Below are 17,636 nucleotides of genomic sequence, written 5' to 3'. Positions count from 1 at the left end.
ACATCAAAAGAGGTTGGGTTTTTAACTGTCTAGAATTCATTCATCAGTAATGACTCACTGATAAAAAAGAGTCATCCAATATCTAGCAACGCTGAGGCAATAGCAAAATAAATTAATACGCCAGAAATATCGGCGATAGAAGTGATCATTGGTGCGCTAGCAGAAGCGGGATCTAAATTGAGTTTATGTAAACCAAAAGGAAGTATAGTGCCGATCAAGCTACCAATAAGCACGATAACGATCATGCTAAGTCCTACAACCATCGCTATCTCATAACCACCACGGAAAAACCCAAGAAGATAAACCGCAGCCGCCATACTTAATCCTAAACCGAGTGCAACAAACACTTCTTTGCCTAGCATTTTTCCCCAGTCGTGAGGTTTTACATCACCAGTCGCTAACGCTCGAACCATTAAGGTTGCTGATTGAGAGCCTGCATTTCCGCCACTATCAATCAATAAAGGTAAGAAGAAAACAAGCGCCACATAAGATGTAATTATGTCTTCAAAATAGGCAATGCCGGCTCCTGAAAATACATTCCCAAATACCAATAACACAAGCCAAAATACGCGCTTCTTATATAGCACACCAATTGATGCATTTTTAATACTAATACCAATGTTTTCAACACCTGCACCTTTGTGCATGCTATCCGTCGTTTCAATCTGTTCTGTGTGCGTTTTTTGTTGTACAAATTCCATAATATATCTCCAGATCTGAAGATATATATCCTTCAGATCATCATGTAGAAAAAGAGTCAAACCACCAACTTGGGGGTTCCTGTTTACTTGTGTTCATGATGTGTTCCTTATTCGAAACAATGATTAATCTGATGGCTCATAAATGAGCTGAATTAAGACGGGCGGACTGTAGCGAATAACACGATTGGATACCATTGAGGACTGTAAGAAAGTGTTGCAAAGTTTGTATATCGTTACACTCACGCCTCTATCTTATTAAAAAATAAAGTGATTCATTCTTATACAAATGAGAACGCAATCGATTTATTCATTTGATAAATAAGAATAGGAATTATATTCTACAAACATAATTACTCAAAAATAATCGAATTCCATGAAATTACTTTCCCCGTTAGTGCTATGTGCATCTTTAGTTACTCCACTTTCAAGTATTGCCGCACTTGGTGAACATCCTGTTATCCTCATTCACGGTTTTCAGGCGAGTCAGCTTCAGACAAAACCAGATCATGATACGGTGATAAAAGAAGGGGCTAATTACTGGCAAGGCTTTTGGTTATCTAAAGCAGATGACCGCATTGATTGGCCTTCACAAGAACGTATTGCGGGTAATGTTTCAACCGATTATATTTGGCCAAAATTAAAAGAATTATCAAAAAATAATACCTGTAAAAATGGATGCATTTTGGTTACTCATTCAACCGGAGATCTTGTCGCTCGTTATTTATTAGATAATCAAGAAAACTGGTTAACAAACGCAGGATTAACCCCGCTTAATATTATTGCGACATTTGATTTTGCAGGTGCTGGAGGTGGTTCTGAATTGGGTGATCTTGCGATTAATATTTCAGAAGGCAGTGGGTATTTAAATGCGCCTTTAAAATACGCAATGACGAAGTGGCTTGGCGAAGTTCCTAACTCTCAAAACACTGGCGTATTAAATGATTTAAAAGTCACAAATGCTCGCCAACTAGCTCCGCTTCCTGATAATCGAGTTCCTCGTATTCGTTTTGTTGGTAAAGGAAGTGATTATCTTGGTTCAACAAGTCCTTTTTTACCAGGTAAAGATGATGGCGTAGTATCTAGTCACTCATCTTGTGGTTCAAGTCAATCTGGTTCATTTACTGGGTGTTCATCAACTATTGCGTTTAATGGTAATGTTGCTCATCAAGCTAAAGCGGTTACCAATTTCATGCCTTATCATTACCCATTATTAATGGGGGATGATTATAGTCACAGCGGGTTAATTGGAGCAGATATTCAAGGTCGTGTCGTGGCAGCAAATAAACAAGCAACGCTACTTAATGGAACCTCCATTGAGGTCACAACCAAATTTGTAACCTATCCGCTGACTGGAACAACTTATCGTTATGTGGATAAATCCAATACGAAAACCATGTCAGAACTAGCCAGTGATTTATTATAATGAATAAAAATATCTTATTTATTAGCGTGCTGTTAATGACCTCAGCCGCCACTTTTCATTGGATAATGCGAGACAGTACATCGCCAATAATAAGAGGGAATACCTCTTTAGATAGTAGCGACTCTAAAAAGAGTCTCTCCACACAATCACCTCTAAAACAAGTCATTAATAATGTGGTATCGACACCATCACATGAATTAAAGACGAAAGAAGTGCAGCAAGGAAGACCTCAAAAACTGACTGAGCAATTCAGCTTATTATCTCAAGCTTATGCCGACGATATCAGTTATCCATCTTATTCAATACCTTTACATACGACGGATATTAATTATTTAAAACCTAATCATTTTAGTGTTGTTGATATTCCAATATTAGATGGCTCGCATACCGCGGCTTTATCATTAAAAAAATATCGATTTGATTATCCAGAACCTATTATCGTCACCCTTACTTCTGAATTGCCAATTGATCATATCGATTATGAATTACTTGATCCTGAAACAAGAAAATCACTCACCTCACAATACACCCAAGAGTTAACTACTGAATTCTCATCGCAAGAAGACTGGCCTCAAGAAGTCAGAATAAAAGCGACCATTTCTTTTTTAGAAGGAAAAGATACGCTTACTACTGATATTCAATTTTCAAATCCTGTCGCTTATGTAGAATCTTTAGCCCCTGCTTATTCAAGCGGTGCCGATATGGTATTGCCGTTAAATATGGATATTAAGATATCTGGTCATTACCGTATTAGAGCCAATTTATATCGAAAAGATGGAACACCAATAGCTTCATTAAGCAATAAGGCAAAACTCTCTCAAGGCCTAGGGATTATTGAGTTAAAAGCGCATAATTCAGTGTTAAAAGGAAAAGGGGGAGATCTTGAGTTACGTACGATTACGATAGAAAGAATGTCGGATTTCCCAGGAGAAAAAACGCGTTATGGCGCGAGTAAAGAAGCCGTTTTTCCTATCTCCTCATTTGATACGTCAAGCTTAACTGACGAACCCTATCAAATGTCAGAACAAGAGAAAGAACGATTGAATTTCCTAGAAGACATCGCTCAGCAGTAACCTTTCAATAATTTTCAGAGAATCAATAAAAAGCCCATTGGTCTCAATAACCAATGGGCAATGCATTTTCTATTCATTGTAAAGCGAAACGAACTAAGCCACTTTAGTCGCTTTTACCGTAATATCTGGTGCGTTGAACTGTTCTTGAGATGCGATAAGTTGCAGTTCATACGCTCCACGATTGAACGTTTCTTGCATAACGGAATCAACCGCGGCATTGGTTCGCTCAAATGCCTCTATCGGCGCATAACCTGCCAATAAATTAGCTAACATAACACCACTGATTAAATCTCCTGCCCCTACTGGCTGACGCTTAGCATCAAAATCATATAACGGACGAGAAACGTGGTAGCTACCCTCTTTGGTGGTCAGTAGCATTTCAAAACGATCTTTTTGAATTCCCGCACGACTTAAGTGTTTCACCACTACCATCTTCACCCCTTTTTCAAGTAATAGCTCATTCGCTTCAATTACTTGCTCTAGAGTGTTGATTGTCATACCAGATAAACTTTCTAACTCTAATAAGTTAGGTGCAATAATATCTGCCGATGCTAATGCAGATTCTTTAAAAAACACTTCAACTTCTGGCGCAACAATACAGCCTTTTTCAGGATGTCCCATCACTGGATCACAGAAGTAAATTGCGTTTGGATTATCTTGTTTGATTTTTTGAACAGCGGTAACGATCTCTTGACCTTGTGCTGCTGATCCTAAGTAACCACTTAATACGGCATCACAAACTTGAGTCGCTTCAATTGCTGATAAACCATCAACCAATTCTGAAATGTGGCCAGCAGGCATCGCGATGCCTTTCCAGCCTTGTTGATATTGTGTGTGATTTGAAAACTGTACTGTATTAATTGGCCATACTTCCATTCCCATTCGGCGCATTGGAAAGACCGCAGCACTGTTGCCTGCGCAACCAAATACCACATGAGATTGAATGGAAAGAATACGTTTCATAACATCACCAATAATTAAAAAATAGAGTAAGGGCTTCCATGCCCTAAATTAAACGATAATCCTTCAAAACCCTAGGGCTTAATTTTGTTTTAGTACTTTCACTGTGTAACTGCCATCTTTTTGAGCATATACACCGTGAATATCAGTTTCAAAACCTGGGTAATGAGCACCGATTGCACATAGCATTTCCAAGAAGTCTAAAACAGGACGTGATTCAGTTGTCACCATTTCACCAGGAAGTACTAGTGGAACACCTGGAGGATAAGGAAGGATCATATTGGCACTTACGCGACCAACCATTTCTTCCAGTTTCACCTCTTCCACATTACCACGTAGCTCTTCTTGCCATGCTGCATGTGGTGTTACTTTTAGTTCAGGTAATACATCAAACGCTTTGAACATTAGTTCTGGTAAACGGTATTGACGAGTCAGATCGTGAATGCCTTGTGCCAGTTCTTGAATTCGCATGCCTTCGTAGAAGCTTGGATCTTCGTTGTACAGTGAAGGAAGGAAGTTTTTCACTGTTAAGTTTAGATCAAAGCCACGTTTAAAGTCAGTTAATGCACGCAGTAATTGCATTGCTTTTGATTTATCAATACCAATAGAGAATAGGAACAATAGGTTATATGGGCCTGTTTTCTCTACTACGATACCGTGCTCATCTAAGTATTTAGCAACGATTGAAGCAGGAATACCTGTCTCGCTCATTTCGCTATTTTCATTCATTCCTGGAGTTAATAGCGTTACTTTGATTGGATCAAGGTACATGTGATCGTCATCGATGTCCTTGAAGCCGTGCCATGAATCTTTAGGATCCAGTTTCCAACATTCTGTTGTATCGATGTTTTCTGGTTGCCATACATCAAAGAACCAGCTTTCACTTTCGCCTTGTAGACGTTTGATCTCTTTACGGAAACGAATCGCACGATCAATTGAATCTTGGATTAGTTTCTTACCTGTATTACCACGCATCATTGCCGCAGCGGTTTCAGTTGATGCAACAATACCGTATTGAGGTGATGTTGATGTGTGCATCATGAATGCTTCGTTAAATGACTCTTTATCAAACTCACCTTTTACATGGATCATTGATGCTTGAGAGAACGCAGCCAATAATTTATGAGTTGATTGTGTTTCATAGAACACTTTACCTGGCATCGCTTCACCACTCATACCACATTTACCTTCGTAAATAGAGTTGAAGTTAGTGTAAGGAACCCAAGCACTGTCGAAGTGAATGAATTTAGTTTCTAGCGTTTCTTTGATGTATTGAGTGTTATACAACAGACCATCGTAAGTTGAGTTAGTAATAACTGCATAACCCGGCATTGTTGCGTTTGGTGTTGCTGCTACTTTTTGCTCGATCACTTCGCGAGTGAATTCACTTTGTGGGATGCCACCTAAAATACCGTAAGCGTTACGCGTTGGACGGAAGTAGATAGGCGTTACATCACTCATCATCATCATGTGAGTTAGAGATTTATGACAGTTACGGTCAACAAGTACTGTGCTTCCTGCTGGTGCAGAGAACATACCTACAATCTTGTTTGATGTAGAAGTACCGTTAGTTACGATGTAAGAGCTGTCTGCATTAAAAGTACGAGCAATGTACTCTTCTGCTTCTTTATGAGGACCAGAGTGATCAAGCAATGAACCTAGTTCAGGCATTGAGATTGATACATCCGCTTTAAATGCGTTTGGACCGTAGAAATCATAGAAGATGCTGCCAGCAGGACTTTTTTGGAAAGCAGTACCGCCCATGTGACCCGGAGTACAGAACGTATATTTACCTTCTTCAACGTATTTAAATAACGCTTTAGTAAAAGGAGGCATGATTTGGTCTTTATACTCTTCAGTCGCTTGATTAATTTTCAACGCGATATCGTCAGCCATATCTAGGGCATATTCGAAGAAGTGAAGATTTAGACGTAAGTCAGTTAGTGAAATATCTAATGTTGAATGTTGGTTTGCAAATGCATACAAAGGCAGTTTTTCATTCAATGTATTAATTTCAGTACATAGGTCTAATGAGTATTTATCCCAGTCAAATAGCACACCACAGATACGTGGGTTCATTTCGATCATTTTGTATAAATCTTGCGCGTCTACTGGGTAAACAACTTTGTAGCCTGCTTTTTCTAAAGAAGCATGTAATTCGCGTACTGGTTCTTCTTTAAAGAAAACACCTGAGTGATTTAGGATAGCAAAAATATTCATTTTATATCTCCAAGACGAAACAAGGCGCTCCCCATCTTTTTGATGGTGAGGTAGTAGAGCGCCTGAGGGTAAAATTACTAAGTTGGTAGCGTTAAGTTTTTACGCTATCGAGTGATATTAATGGGCAGCAGCTTCAGTGCTGATGTGTTGCTCAGATTGTTTCAAGCCCATTTTTTTTGCGTAGAACATTAGGATAACAAGTGACACGATGAAGGTTGCAGTCAGTGTTGCGCCTTCTGCACCAGCAAGTGCAATCATGCAGAACACACAAGCAATACCAGAGAAGAACATGGTGAAGCCACTGCGTGTTGTCATACCTTCGAATCGAATTAAGTTAATGCTTGAATAGAAGTAAGGAAGCATTGTTAGTAGTACAGCATCAGTCGTTAACTGATTAAATAAGTCAGCAGTATGTGCTGATTGAGAGCTGAAGACTGTTAATACAATCATTAGCGCTGTCATTTTTAACGAAGCAAGTACAAGACCTTTTTTCGCTACGCCATTTTTATCAGTCTCACCGTAGATTTTAGGGAAGTTACCATCGTGAGCGGCACGTTTACCGGCTTCACCAACTAACATCATCCAAGAACCCAGTGATGTGAAACATGCTAGGGCAGTAAATGCAGCAACAAATGGTGCTGACCAACTACCGAAGATTTCAGTCGTTGCTAGCGCAAATGGAGCGCCTGATGCCGCCACTTCTGCTGCTGGGAACATACCGCTGATCACTTGAGTTGATAGGATATAAATTACACCCGCAATCGCAGTACCAAGCATTGTTGCTAGAGGAACGGTGCGTTTTGGATTTTTTACCATACCAGATGATACGGCTGCTGATTCAACACCAACAAATGACCATAGACAGATAAGCACAGCACTAATTACAGCGTGACTGCTTGTACCTGAAGATACATTCCAGTTTTGACTGTACAGTGCAGGATCAAAGTGAGTCCAACCGGCAAGACCTGTACCCACAACAGGGATAAGGATAAGACCTAAGCCTAAAGTACAAAGACGACTTACCCAGCTACCACCTAGTAAGTTAACTAGGGTAAATAACCATACTGATGCAATCGTCGCGGCAGCTGCAGGGATAGGGTCATTCAGAGCAGGGAAGAAAACAGATAAGTAAGAAACACCAGTGATGGCGATTGCTAAGTTACCAATCCAGTTTGCGTGGTAGTAAAGAACACCGGTTTGGAAACCAAACACAGGAGAAACTTCACCAGCATAAGCAATAGGACCGCCTTCTTGTGGATTCTTTGTTGCTAAGCGGGCAAACACAAACGCCAAACTTAATGCCCCCACTAAACAGATAATCCAACTAAAGATGGATACTGAACCAACTGCTGCTAATGAAGAAGGTAATAGTGCAATACCACTCCCCATCATGTTGCCGGCAACAACACCCGTACAGGCAATTAAGCCAATTTTCTTTGAATTCGATTCCATAACATCTCCAGGAATTATCGAATGGACCAATTTTAGCCCGTAATACGAAATTATTTATTTAAGGGGGCAAGACGTTATTTGAACAGGTCATGCAAACTCTGTCGGGGTAAATAAACAACATCTTGCTCGAATGTTGGAGTGAAGATTACGCTCAAAGAATCGAAAAAAAATAAGGATAAAATTATCAATAAAATAATGATAAAAAAATAAGGAAGGAGGATGAAAAAAGATAAGGATAAAAACAACAAAGACTAAACAATCAATAACTTAATAAAATCGATTTAGATTAAATTGCAAAAACATAAAAAATATAAATTTATCAATACCATTTAAATAAAGGAGAAATAAGAAAGTTTATCTCTTCCTGATATTCAAAATATCTATTCATTATGCACATTAAAGCGATCGCACTTAAAAGCTAAAAAATGGAAACAAAACTTTGTAAATCTTTATGTCCATACGTAAAAAAAATACGACATATTGTTTCATTATTATTGACTATCCAAAGCTGACTGAACTATATTAATCGCCGCAAATCCTTAGCAAACGATATTTTATACAACTTTATAACAAAGTTACTTATATTTCTTAAAGATTGGCGTTTCGTTATCCATTATTTAAGAAAAGTAAATTAACGATTAATAATAAGGAAATTTCATGACAAACACAGATTCAACGATCATTGAGTCAATGAACGAGGCATTAATGTCCGTTATTGGCGCGATCAATGGCCTTCTTTGGGGACAAGTCCTCGTTTATCTTCTTGTTGGTGTGGGTGTTTACTTCACCCTGCGTCTTGGCTTCATTCAACTTCGCCAACTTGGGCATTCAGTTAAAATCTTACGTAGCGGCCAAGAAATCGAAAATGGCATCAGCTCTTATCAAGTATTTTGTACCTCTATGGCAGCTCGCGTGGGAACGGGTAACATGGCAGGTGTAGCAGTCGCATTAACCGTTGGTGGCCCTGGTGCTATCTTCTGGATGTGGATTATTGCTCTATTTGGTATGGCAACAGCATTTATCGAATCAACACTTGCTCAAGTTTACAAAGTAAAAGACGTTGATGGTCAATACCGTGGTGGTCCAGCTTACTACATGGAAAAAGGCCTAGGTCAGCGTTGGATGGGTACGCTTTTCTCAATCTTTTTAATCATTGCATTTGGCTTAGTCTTTAACGCCGTTCAAGCAAACACAATTACTGACGCATTAAATCATTCATTTGGTTTTGATAAAACTATCATGGGTATCGTGATTGTTGCAGTATCTGCATTCTTTATTATGGGTGGCTTACGTCGTGTAGCTAACGCATCATCGAAGATTGTTCCTGTAATGGCGATTGGTTATCTTGCGATTGCATTAATTATTGTTGTAATGAACATTACTGAAGTTCCAGCAGTATTAACGCTTATCGTTAAGAGTGCATTCGGTTGGCAAGAAGCGGCAGCTGGTGGTGTTGCATACACTATCGCTCAAGCAATGCAGTCTGGTATCGCTCGTGGTCTTTTTTCAAACGAAGCGGGTATGGGTTCTGCGGCTAACATCGCGGCAAGTGCTACACCAAACCCTAACCACCCTGCATCACAAGGTTTTGTGCAAATGCTAGGTGTATTCGTTGATACGCTAGTTATCTGTACTGCTTCTGCGGCAATGATTATGCTTTCTGGCGTAATGGACCAGCCTGATGCAGCAACAGGTATCGGTCTTCTTCAACAAGCTCTAACCAATGAGTTAGGCAGTTGGACAAGTTACTTCATGGCACTTGCTATCCTACTGTTCTGCTTTACATCTATCATTGCAAACTACAGCTACGCTGAAACTAACGTAATGTTCTTAAACGGTAACTCTAAGAAAGGCCTGTTTGGTTTCCGTCTGTGTGTTCTAGCAATGGTTATGTTTGGCTCTGTAGCTTCACTACCTGTAGTATGGAATCTAGCGGATGCTTCTATGGGTATGATGGCATTAATCAACATCATTGCTTTAATCCTTCTTTCTAAGCTAGCTATTAAAATCATTAAAGATTACGAAGTTCAACTTAAAGCGGGTAAAACACCAGAGTTTGATAGAACTAAGTTCCCTGAACTTGATGATTTGGACGGTGCATGGCACCCAAAGAAAAAGAAAGCATAAGCTCTTTCTCTAAATCATAAATAGAAAAAGCCCGTCGTATTTTGTACGATGGGCTTTTTATTTTCTAATCAAAATCAACGCTGTTAAGCAATCTAGCCAGTAAGTTACTGGATTGGTTTCATTACATTAAACGGACTTCACTTGGTTTTATGGCTCTGTACATAAAATAAGCTACATTTTCTAAATCACTATAAAATATTAAGTTTTCACTCAACATATATGTTTCTAATGACGTATCCATAAAGAAAGCACGACTATAAGCGTCACCCGCCGACTCTAAATTACCATTTAACTCGTTAAGCTTACCTTGAAGGATATAAGAAAAAGGCGATTCTCGACGACTAAAAGCAAGATCTAAATATTTTTGTGCATCTTCTTTTTTATCTTGTTTAATAGCTTCCATTGCAAGCGCTTCATAAATACGAATAGGTAACATTTCATTCGTATTATCTCCGTAATTATCGACTAGATATTGACTCAAATTCTCTATTTTTATCGAGTTATCATTTATTAATTCAAGTTCTGGGTTAAGAGCTAAAAATGCATTATAAGCAATGTATAATTCAGCTGATATATACCCATTATCAGGTTCTTTTTCTGATATTTTTTCTAATAATTGGATCCCTTTTTCAAAGGATTCCCTGTCTGATTGGTTAATATAATGATTCGCCTTAACCAACATCTCAAGCAAGCCTTCTTCTTTAGGCAAACCACGCATTAGACTGTCCATTTTCTCTTTAGATACAGAGACACCCAACGCTCTCATTAAATCTAAAGAAGATTGGCGTAACACTTTTTCTAAGTTAGCATTCGTCATTCTATATTGACGGCTAAAAAGAACCTTATTTGATGTATTACTATGATATTCAACATCTAAATACGTTTTGTTCTGCTGCTCTTCTACACGAACGTTAACCACTTTTCCCGGTAAAATTCCTGTCGTAAAATCCGTTTTATTAAGTTGAACTCTATAGTTACCTACACTGGATAAATCAGCCATTAATTTTTGGCTGATCCCATCCGCTAAAAATTCAGTATCGGCTTGTTGATTTCGACTTTCATGATAATTGAATTCAATTAAATCAATATCAATTGCTTTGGTTATATGTGTGCTGGTTTGTTGATACGCTGTAGAGACAATCACTGCGATCAATATACAGACTAGAAATGCATCAAACGCAAGTAACTTCCATCGATGAAAAGAATTAAAGCCTGAACCTTGTTTCTTTTTTTCTTTCTCTACGTCTTTAGAAATGGTTGCTATTGCTCGTGTTAGCGGGCCAGATGGAAAAGAAAGATCTGGAGTTACCTCTTTCTCTTCTTTATTTTCAATTATGTCATGAGAATCATGTGGTAATTTAGATTCAGGTACAGGAGGGGTTACAGGAATAAAGCGATCACAAGGCTTCCAAAACTCAGTATCTTCAAGGTTAACTAACTTGGTCTCTGCTACCAACTTATAACCACGTTTTGGCACTGTCACTAGATATCTTGCGTTATCTAATCGACCGTCTCTTAATATTTTGCGTAACTCAAAAATGGATTGCGTGACAACTTGGTCTGTAACAAATGCGCCATCCCAGACATGTTGAATAAGTTCATCACGACAAAAAACTTCACCTGAATGTTGAGCAAGAAAACGTAATAAATTAACTAAACGTGGCTCAACTGAGACTTCCCTATCTTGGCGATATAATTTATTTTCCTCAATGACAAGAGTCCAGTCATTAATTTGAAAACATAATCCGACCATAAGATACTCATTAGTGTTAAATCGTTATTAATATAAATAGCCTATACATCTCAAAAGATAAAGATTCACGATTAATTAAAATACTATTTATGAAAGAGGTGTGGATTATAAATAAACTATTTATTCGTGGATATATCATTCCCTTATCAAAAATGGAATCTTAGGATCCGGCAAGAAACAATACATAAACAGCATCAAAAAAACCAAACAAGACATTGATATTTAATGGTTAAATAAAACTGAGAAATACACCTAATAACATAAAATTATCATTCCACGCATGAACAGTCTTATTTTTAATATTAATGGAACTTACTGATTATGAACGCAACATAAATAGAATATAAACAGATCAAGTTTTATCAACTTATAACCTTAAATAAAATACGGGTAATAAACATAAATAAAACCTAAAAACACAACTAATATATCCATCAATAACAATGATTATATTTAACGTATCTACCTCTATTTGTGTTGCACATTTCACCAAATTAACGGTTGACCTAAACCTAACTTGAGGTTTTAAGCTGTATATAAGTTAAACAATAGGTAGACAAGGAGTCACCATGACACAATTTGAACACGCAAATATCACCGTTCCAAATATTGATGCTGCTCTCGCTTTTCTTTTAAATGCAGCGCCTGATTTTCAAATTAAAACCGATCAAACTCATCAAGATAGTTATCGATGGGTTCATATAGGAAATGAGAGCTGTTACTTTGCTTTGCAAGAGCCGCACTCCCCCTCTACATCAAAAGACACCCGTAAGCCGTATCAGAATATTGCCGTTAATCATATTGGTATGATAGTTGACGATTTAGATAATATTAAACTCAACTTACTCGCATTAGGCTACGAACAAAATGGAGACGTAACTCAAGAAAAGCATGGACGTCGCCTCTATTTTTACGATAAAGCCGGTTTTGAGTGGGAATTAATTGAGTATGATACTGAGACCTTAACGGATCGTTATAACTACACTGATTAATTTTTATAAATACTAACTAGAAATTAACAATAAAAAAGGCGTTCATTTTAATAATGAGCGCCTTATTTCAACGTATTTTAGGACGAGAGATATAATAAAAAGCGATTTTATTTTCTATCGGCTCATTTTATGAGTAATGCCCAACCCTGCCATCATGGCAATAAAGAAGACCATTACATCCATATTACCTAGAGCAAGACTAGATACGGCAGGTCCTGGGCACACACCAGCAATCCCCCAACCGAGACCAAAAATAGCAGCACCAATAACTAATCGTTTATCAATTTTTTTATTCGTTGATAAACAAAACTCTTCTGCATTTATTGGTTTATCTTTAGGTTTTATTAGTAAAAAATAAGCAGGCATAAAGATAAGTAATGCTCCTCCCATCACAAACATTAAGCTTGGATCCCACTCTCCTGTAATATCAAGAAAACTGGTTACTTTTTGAGGATCTGCCATACCAGACGTAACCATTCCAATACCAAATAAAAGTCCAGCAAATAATGAGGCGATACGAAATAATAAAGTAGTCATAACCAAACCTTATTTAAAGAAGATGAAGACGTATAAAAACAGTAATAGCAGCAACACACATAAAGATAACCGTCGCAGTCATTGAACGAACAGACAGTCGCCCAATACCACAGATCCCATGACCACTTGTGCAGCCGTTACCTAGTCGTGTTCCAATACCAACCAATATTCCTGCAATAATTAGCATTCCGGTTGTCGTAGAATATTCACTTGGCACTTCTGCACCAAGAAAATAAGTTCCAATCACACCACCACAGATCATCCCAACAATAAATAATACACGCCATGCATAATCTTGTTTCTTCGGCATCATCAAGCCAGTTAATACACCACTTATCCCTGCAATTTTACCATTCAATAGTAAAAGTAAAGTCGCAGAAACCCCAAGAAGCATACCGCCAAATAAGGATTCCCATGGAATTGTTATGCCCATTATAAACCTCTGCCTTGCTCAATAATTAGACCCCAAGTCTACTAAATTAACTACATTAGTCAAACATTATTTAGCACAAGCTAATTTAACTAACGCGAATTTAGTATTGTCTAATTTTCAGAAATTCATAGAAAAGACGATGCTGTGACTATTAAAACTACAAATAAGAGAAAAATTTTCCATAAAAATACATTTTTAAGCTTTAAATGAGTAAGTTATCCTCCGGTGAAGCACGTATATTCCCCTTTCATCTTGTTGCGATAGCACACATAAAAAATAGATATATATTAATAATAGATAATGGAAATACATATGGATAAGAAATACCTTTCTCTGCTTCTTTTTTGCTCGGTGTGCTTCATCTGGGGAACGACATGGCTTGCTATGGAAATCGCGGTAGAGAGTATCCCACCAATTTTTTCGACGGCTTTACGTTTTTTAATTGCCTCTCCAATTCTGATTTTACTCTCAAAAATATTTAACCAACCGCTGTTCTTTCCCAAAGGAAAAAATAAATGGATGGTTATTGTCGCCGTTTTCTATTTCGCAATCCCATTTACATTAATGATTGCTGGTGAGATGTATATATCTTCAGGTTTAGCGTCTATCATTTTTGCTAACATGCCCATTGCAGTGATGATCACATCAACCCTATTTTTAGGGCTTAGACTATCACCACACCAGTTTGCTGGCTTATTTATTTCGGTAGCAAGTTTGTATCTCATCTTATCGAATGAATTGAGTATTGGAGGTAATAATTTATTAATCGGTTCAGGGGCATTGGCTTTAGCTGTCATTATTCATGCAATCATGTATGTCATGGTTCAAAAGCACTGCAAAGATATTCAAGTTATTACTTACAACGCTATCCCTAGCTTTATTGCTTCATTACTACTATTTATCACTTCATTTGCATTTGAAAATATTACGGTACAAGCATTCTCATCATCATCGCTGATTGCCGTCGCCTATTTAGGTGTCTTTGCTAGCGTTGGTGGCATTGTTGCCTATTTCAAATTAGGTCAGCTTTCAACACCATTTGCGGCTTCAATCTGCTTCTTAATTTTTCCATTAGTCGCTTTAAGCCTATCGGCACTTACCTCTGGCACTGTGATTTCAGATCAATCATTAATGCTATTGTTCCCGTTACTTAGCGGTATTTTACTGGCTAAGCTTCCACGAAATAAACTCTCATTAAATTTATTTAAAATGCGTTATAAGTCAGCGTAGTTGTATCAAAGAAGAGTTCTTTACACTCAGTAAAAACGCTCTCTCCTTATTAAAGAAAGAGAAAAGGGCACATTGGTGCCCTTTCTTGTATCGACACTCTATTCATAATAAGGTAGTTTAGGTGTATAGACGTATAGAATGCTACAGATTAAAAATAACTTAAGGATAAGTTGTGCCGATAAAAATACCAGACCAACTCCCCGCCGCTGAAGTATTGCGTGAAGAAAACATTTTCATCATGCAAGAATCCCGTGCCACGACACAGGCCATTCGTCCTCTTAAAGTCATTATCCTAAATTTAATGCCAAAGAAGATTGAAACAGAAACTCAATTTTTGCGCTTACTGTCTAATAGCCCACTACAAGTAGATGTTGAGCTATTACGAATTGATAACCGCACCAGTAAAAATACACCTACAGAACATTTAGATACTTTCTATCGCCAATTTGAAGGTATTAGAAACCGCAATTTTGATGGATTAATTATTACAGGGGCACCACTAGGTTTAGTCCAATTTGAAGATGTGATTTATTGGGATCACTTACAAACAATTATGACATGGGCAAAAGATCATGTTACTTCAAGTTTATATGTATGCTGGGCAGCACAAGCAGGATTAAAACTCTTATACGATTTACCAAAGCGCACCCGAAAAGAAAAATTATCTGGGGTATATCAACATAATAATCTTGATCAACATCACCCTATTTTACGTGGATTTGATGATGAATTTTTAGCCCCTCATTCTCGCTATGCGGATTTCTCTGCTGACTATCTAAATGAACATACTAATTTAGATATTTTAGCAACCTCAGAGCAAGCAGGTGTGTACCTTGCGGCAACCAAAGATAAACGAAATGTATTTGTCACAGGGCATCCAGAGTACGACTCATTGACTCTACATAATGAATATATTCGTGATTTAGGTGAAGGAATGGAACCTGTTATTCCTCTGAATTACTACCCTGATGATAACCCTGAGATCCCGCCAAAAGCGACGTGGCGTAGCCATGGGCATTTACTGTTTTCTAACTGGCTCAATTACTGTGTTTATCAACAAACACCGTATGATCTTGACCATTTCTCAGAGCAAAACTTCACACGAGACTAATCTGATTTGGGTATTAGCACTTAGTTAATACCCAACCCCAGCATATAATAACCAGTACAATCCGATAGATAGCGCCCATTTTTTCTTTTTTTGATAAAAAATGACCTTTCATTTAATTCAGATCAACCAACCTTCTATCTATAAAACCAACAACAATCTAAATGAGAACTTGCTCAATTAAACCCCATGAAATATAAGGTATTAATGTCTGTAGTTGATTTTAATTATAATTGCATTAATGCAGGTGGTTCTATGTTGTATTTTGAATTTCTCTTTTTATTACTCGTTCTCTATATCGGCTCCCGATTTGGTGGGATAGGTTTAGGGGTCGTCTCTGGGATTGGTTTAGTTATTGAAGTCTTTATCTTCAAAATGCCACCGACCTCTCCTCCTGTCACCGTAATGTTGATCATTTTAGCCGTAGTGACTTGTGCATCTATATTAGAAGCCGCAGGTGGTTTGAAATATATGTTACAGGTGGCCGAGCGGATCTTAAGAAAGAACCCTAAACGCGTCACTATCATTGCGCCTTTTGTTACTTATGCAATGACATTCTTACTAGGTACAGGCCATGCTGTGTACTCAATAATGCCGATTATTGGTGATGTAGCACTGAAGAATGGCATTCGACCTGAACGTCCAATGGCGGCGGCATCTGTTGCTTCTCAAATTGCAATTACCGCTTCTCCACTTTCTGCTGCGGTTGTTTACTACCTTGCACAATTAGTGGATATCGACGCCTCTATTACTCTAATGTCGATCTTAATGGTAACAGTGCCTTCCACTTTATTTGGTACGTTAATGCTAGCACTATATAGCTTACGTCGTGGTAAAGAGCTAGAAGATGATGAAGAGTACCAAGCACGCTTAAAAGATCCAATCTGGCGTGAAAAAATCTTAAATACAACCTCAACGTCTTTAGATGAACAATTACCAACTAAAGCGCGTAATGCGGTACTTATCTTTTTAGGCGCCATTGTTTCTATCGTTGTTATCGCAATGCTTCCTGAGATCCGTACCATCACAGATGGCGGTGCACCAATCAAAATGTCAGTCGTAATCCAAATGATGATGTTGGCATTTGGTGGTGTGATTCTATTAGCAACGAAAACGGATCCTCGTGACGTGCCTAATGGTGTGGTATTTAAATCAGGTATGGTTGCGGCGATTGCCATCTTCGGTATCGCTTGGATGTCTGATACCTATTTCCAATACGCAATGCCTCAATTTAGAGCCGGTATCGTAGACATGGTGACACTTCACCCATGGACATTTGCTTTAGCGCTATTCATTGTATCTGTAGTGGTTAACTCTCAAGCAGCAACTGCTCGAATGATGTTGCCTGTTGGCCTTGCTCTAGGATTAGAACCAGCATTGGTTATTGGTTTAATGCCAGCTGTTTATGGGTATTTCTTCATTCCAAATTACCCATCAGACATTGCTACGGTTAACTTTGATAGCTCAGGCACAACTAAAATTGGTAAATACTACTTTAACCACTCGTTTATGTCGGTTGGTTTAATTGGAGTAGTTTCAGCCTGTATGGTTGGTTATGTATTAGGCCAAATAATCATTGGTTAATTAGACGATAGTATTTTTTTAATCTCTAAATAAACAAAAGCCC

The 17,636-nt window shown here is 38.0% G+C and carries 14 protein-coding genes; 7 read left to right on the top strand and 7 right to left on the bottom strand.

What is annotated here, in order from left to right:
- Positions 1-71: 71 nt before the first annotated feature.
- Positions 72-701: a magnesium transporter gene (locus BTO23_RS00920; protein ID WP_081091596.1), complete on the bottom strand. Its 630-nt coding sequence runs from the start codon at positions 699-701 to the stop codon at positions 72-74.
- Positions 702-1,074: 373 nt separating this feature from the next.
- On the opposite strand from BTO23_RS00920, the gene BTO23_RS00915 reads away from it, so the two are divergent.
- Positions 1,075-2,124 carry a hypothetical protein gene (locus tag BTO23_RS00915; RefSeq protein ID WP_105062819.1) on the top strand — a complete coding sequence of 350 codons (1,050 nt, stop codon included), beginning with the start codon at positions 1,075-1,077 and terminating at the stop codon, positions 2,122-2,124.
- Positions 2,124-3,197 carry a hypothetical protein gene (locus BTO23_RS00910; RefSeq protein ID WP_061030250.1) on the top strand — a complete coding sequence of 358 codons (1,074 nt, stop codon included), beginning with the start codon at positions 2,124-2,126 and terminating at the stop codon, positions 3,195-3,197. Before BTO23_RS00915 ends, BTO23_RS00910 begins: the two co-directional genes overlap by 1 nt.
- A 93-nt stretch (positions 3,198-3,290) precedes the next feature.
- On the opposite strand, the gene pdxY is transcribed toward BTO23_RS00910, so the two are convergent.
- The 3 genes from pdxY to cadB form a co-directional block, all read right to left on the bottom strand.
- Complete coding sequence (pdxY, locus tag BTO23_RS00905; protein WP_061030251.1) at positions 3,291-4,160, bottom strand: pyridoxal kinase PdxY; 870 nt, start codon at positions 4,158-4,160, stop codon at positions 3,291-3,293.
- A gap of 78 nt (positions 4,161-4,238) precedes the next feature.
- Complete coding sequence (locus BTO23_RS00900; protein ID WP_060991731.1) at positions 4,239-6,377, bottom strand: lysine decarboxylase CadA; 2,139 nt, start codon at positions 6,375-6,377, stop codon at positions 4,239-4,241.
- 117 nt (positions 6,378-6,494) lie between these two features.
- Entirely contained in the window at positions 6,495-7,829 is a 1,335-nt protein-coding gene (gene cadB, locus BTO23_RS00895) for a cadaverine/lysine antiporter (protein WP_060991732.1), read from the bottom strand.
- A 657-nt stretch (positions 7,830-8,486) separates the two neighbouring features.
- Here cadB and BTO23_RS00890 point away from each other — a divergent pair.
- Positions 8,487-9,956 (top strand): alanine/glycine:cation symporter family protein, encoded by a 1,470-nt coding sequence (locus tag BTO23_RS00890; RefSeq protein WP_060991733.1) that lies wholly within the window; start codon positions 8,487-8,489, stop codon positions 9,954-9,956.
- A 121-nt stretch (positions 9,957-10,077) separates the two neighbouring features.
- On the opposite strand, the gene cadC is transcribed toward BTO23_RS00890, so the two are convergent.
- Entirely contained in the window at positions 10,078-11,709 is a 1,632-nt protein-coding gene (gene cadC / locus BTO23_RS00885; protein WP_105062818.1) for a lysine decarboxylation/transport transcriptional activator CadC, read from the bottom strand.
- Between the two features lie 569 nt (positions 11,710-12,278).
- On the opposite strand from cadC, the gene BTO23_RS00880 reads away from it, so the two are divergent.
- Positions 12,279-12,701 (top strand): VOC family protein, encoded by a 423-nt coding sequence (locus BTO23_RS00880; protein ID WP_061003144.1) that lies wholly within the window; start codon positions 12,279-12,281, stop codon positions 12,699-12,701.
- Between the two features lie 114 nt (positions 12,702-12,815).
- Here the strand turns inward: BTO23_RS00880 and BTO23_RS00875 are convergent, their stop codons facing one another.
- Positions 12,816-13,238 carry a YeeE/YedE family protein gene (locus BTO23_RS00875; RefSeq protein WP_060991736.1) on the bottom strand — a complete coding sequence of 141 codons (423 nt, stop codon included), beginning with the start codon at positions 13,236-13,238 and terminating at the stop codon, positions 12,816-12,818.
- A gap of 13 nt (positions 13,239-13,251) precedes the next feature.
- Complete coding sequence (locus BTO23_RS00870; protein WP_105062817.1) at positions 13,252-13,671, bottom strand: YeeE/YedE family protein; 420 nt, start codon at positions 13,669-13,671, stop codon at positions 13,252-13,254.
- Positions 13,672-13,983: 312 nt separating this feature from the next.
- Between BTO23_RS00870 and BTO23_RS00865 the strand changes: the two genes are divergently transcribed.
- From BTO23_RS00865 to BTO23_RS00855, 3 genes are all read left to right on the top strand, one after another.
- Positions 13,984-14,901 carry a DMT family transporter gene (locus tag BTO23_RS00865; protein WP_061030252.1) on the top strand — a complete coding sequence of 306 codons (918 nt, stop codon included), beginning with the start codon at positions 13,984-13,986 and terminating at the stop codon, positions 14,899-14,901.
- A 172-nt stretch (positions 14,902-15,073) separates the two neighbouring features.
- Positions 15,074-16,012, top strand: a complete 939-nt coding sequence (gene metA, locus BTO23_RS00860) for a homoserine O-acetyltransferase MetA (RefSeq protein ID WP_061030253.1) — start codon at positions 15,074-15,076, stop codon at positions 16,010-16,012.
- A gap of 252 nt (positions 16,013-16,264) precedes the next feature.
- Entirely contained in the window at positions 16,265-17,593 is a 1,329-nt protein-coding gene (locus BTO23_RS00855) for an anaerobic C4-dicarboxylate transporter (RefSeq protein WP_061003246.1), read from the top strand.
- The last annotated feature ends 43 nt before the right edge of the window (positions 17,594-17,636 follow it).

Origin of the sequence: Aliivibrio sifiae (genome assembly GCF_002954715.1) — a bacterium.
GTDB lineage: Bacteria > Pseudomonadota > Gammaproteobacteria > Enterobacterales > Vibrionaceae > Aliivibrio > Aliivibrio sifiae.
Note: the sequence above shows the minus strand (reverse complement) of the source record. Positions and strands in the feature narration are given on the sequence as shown.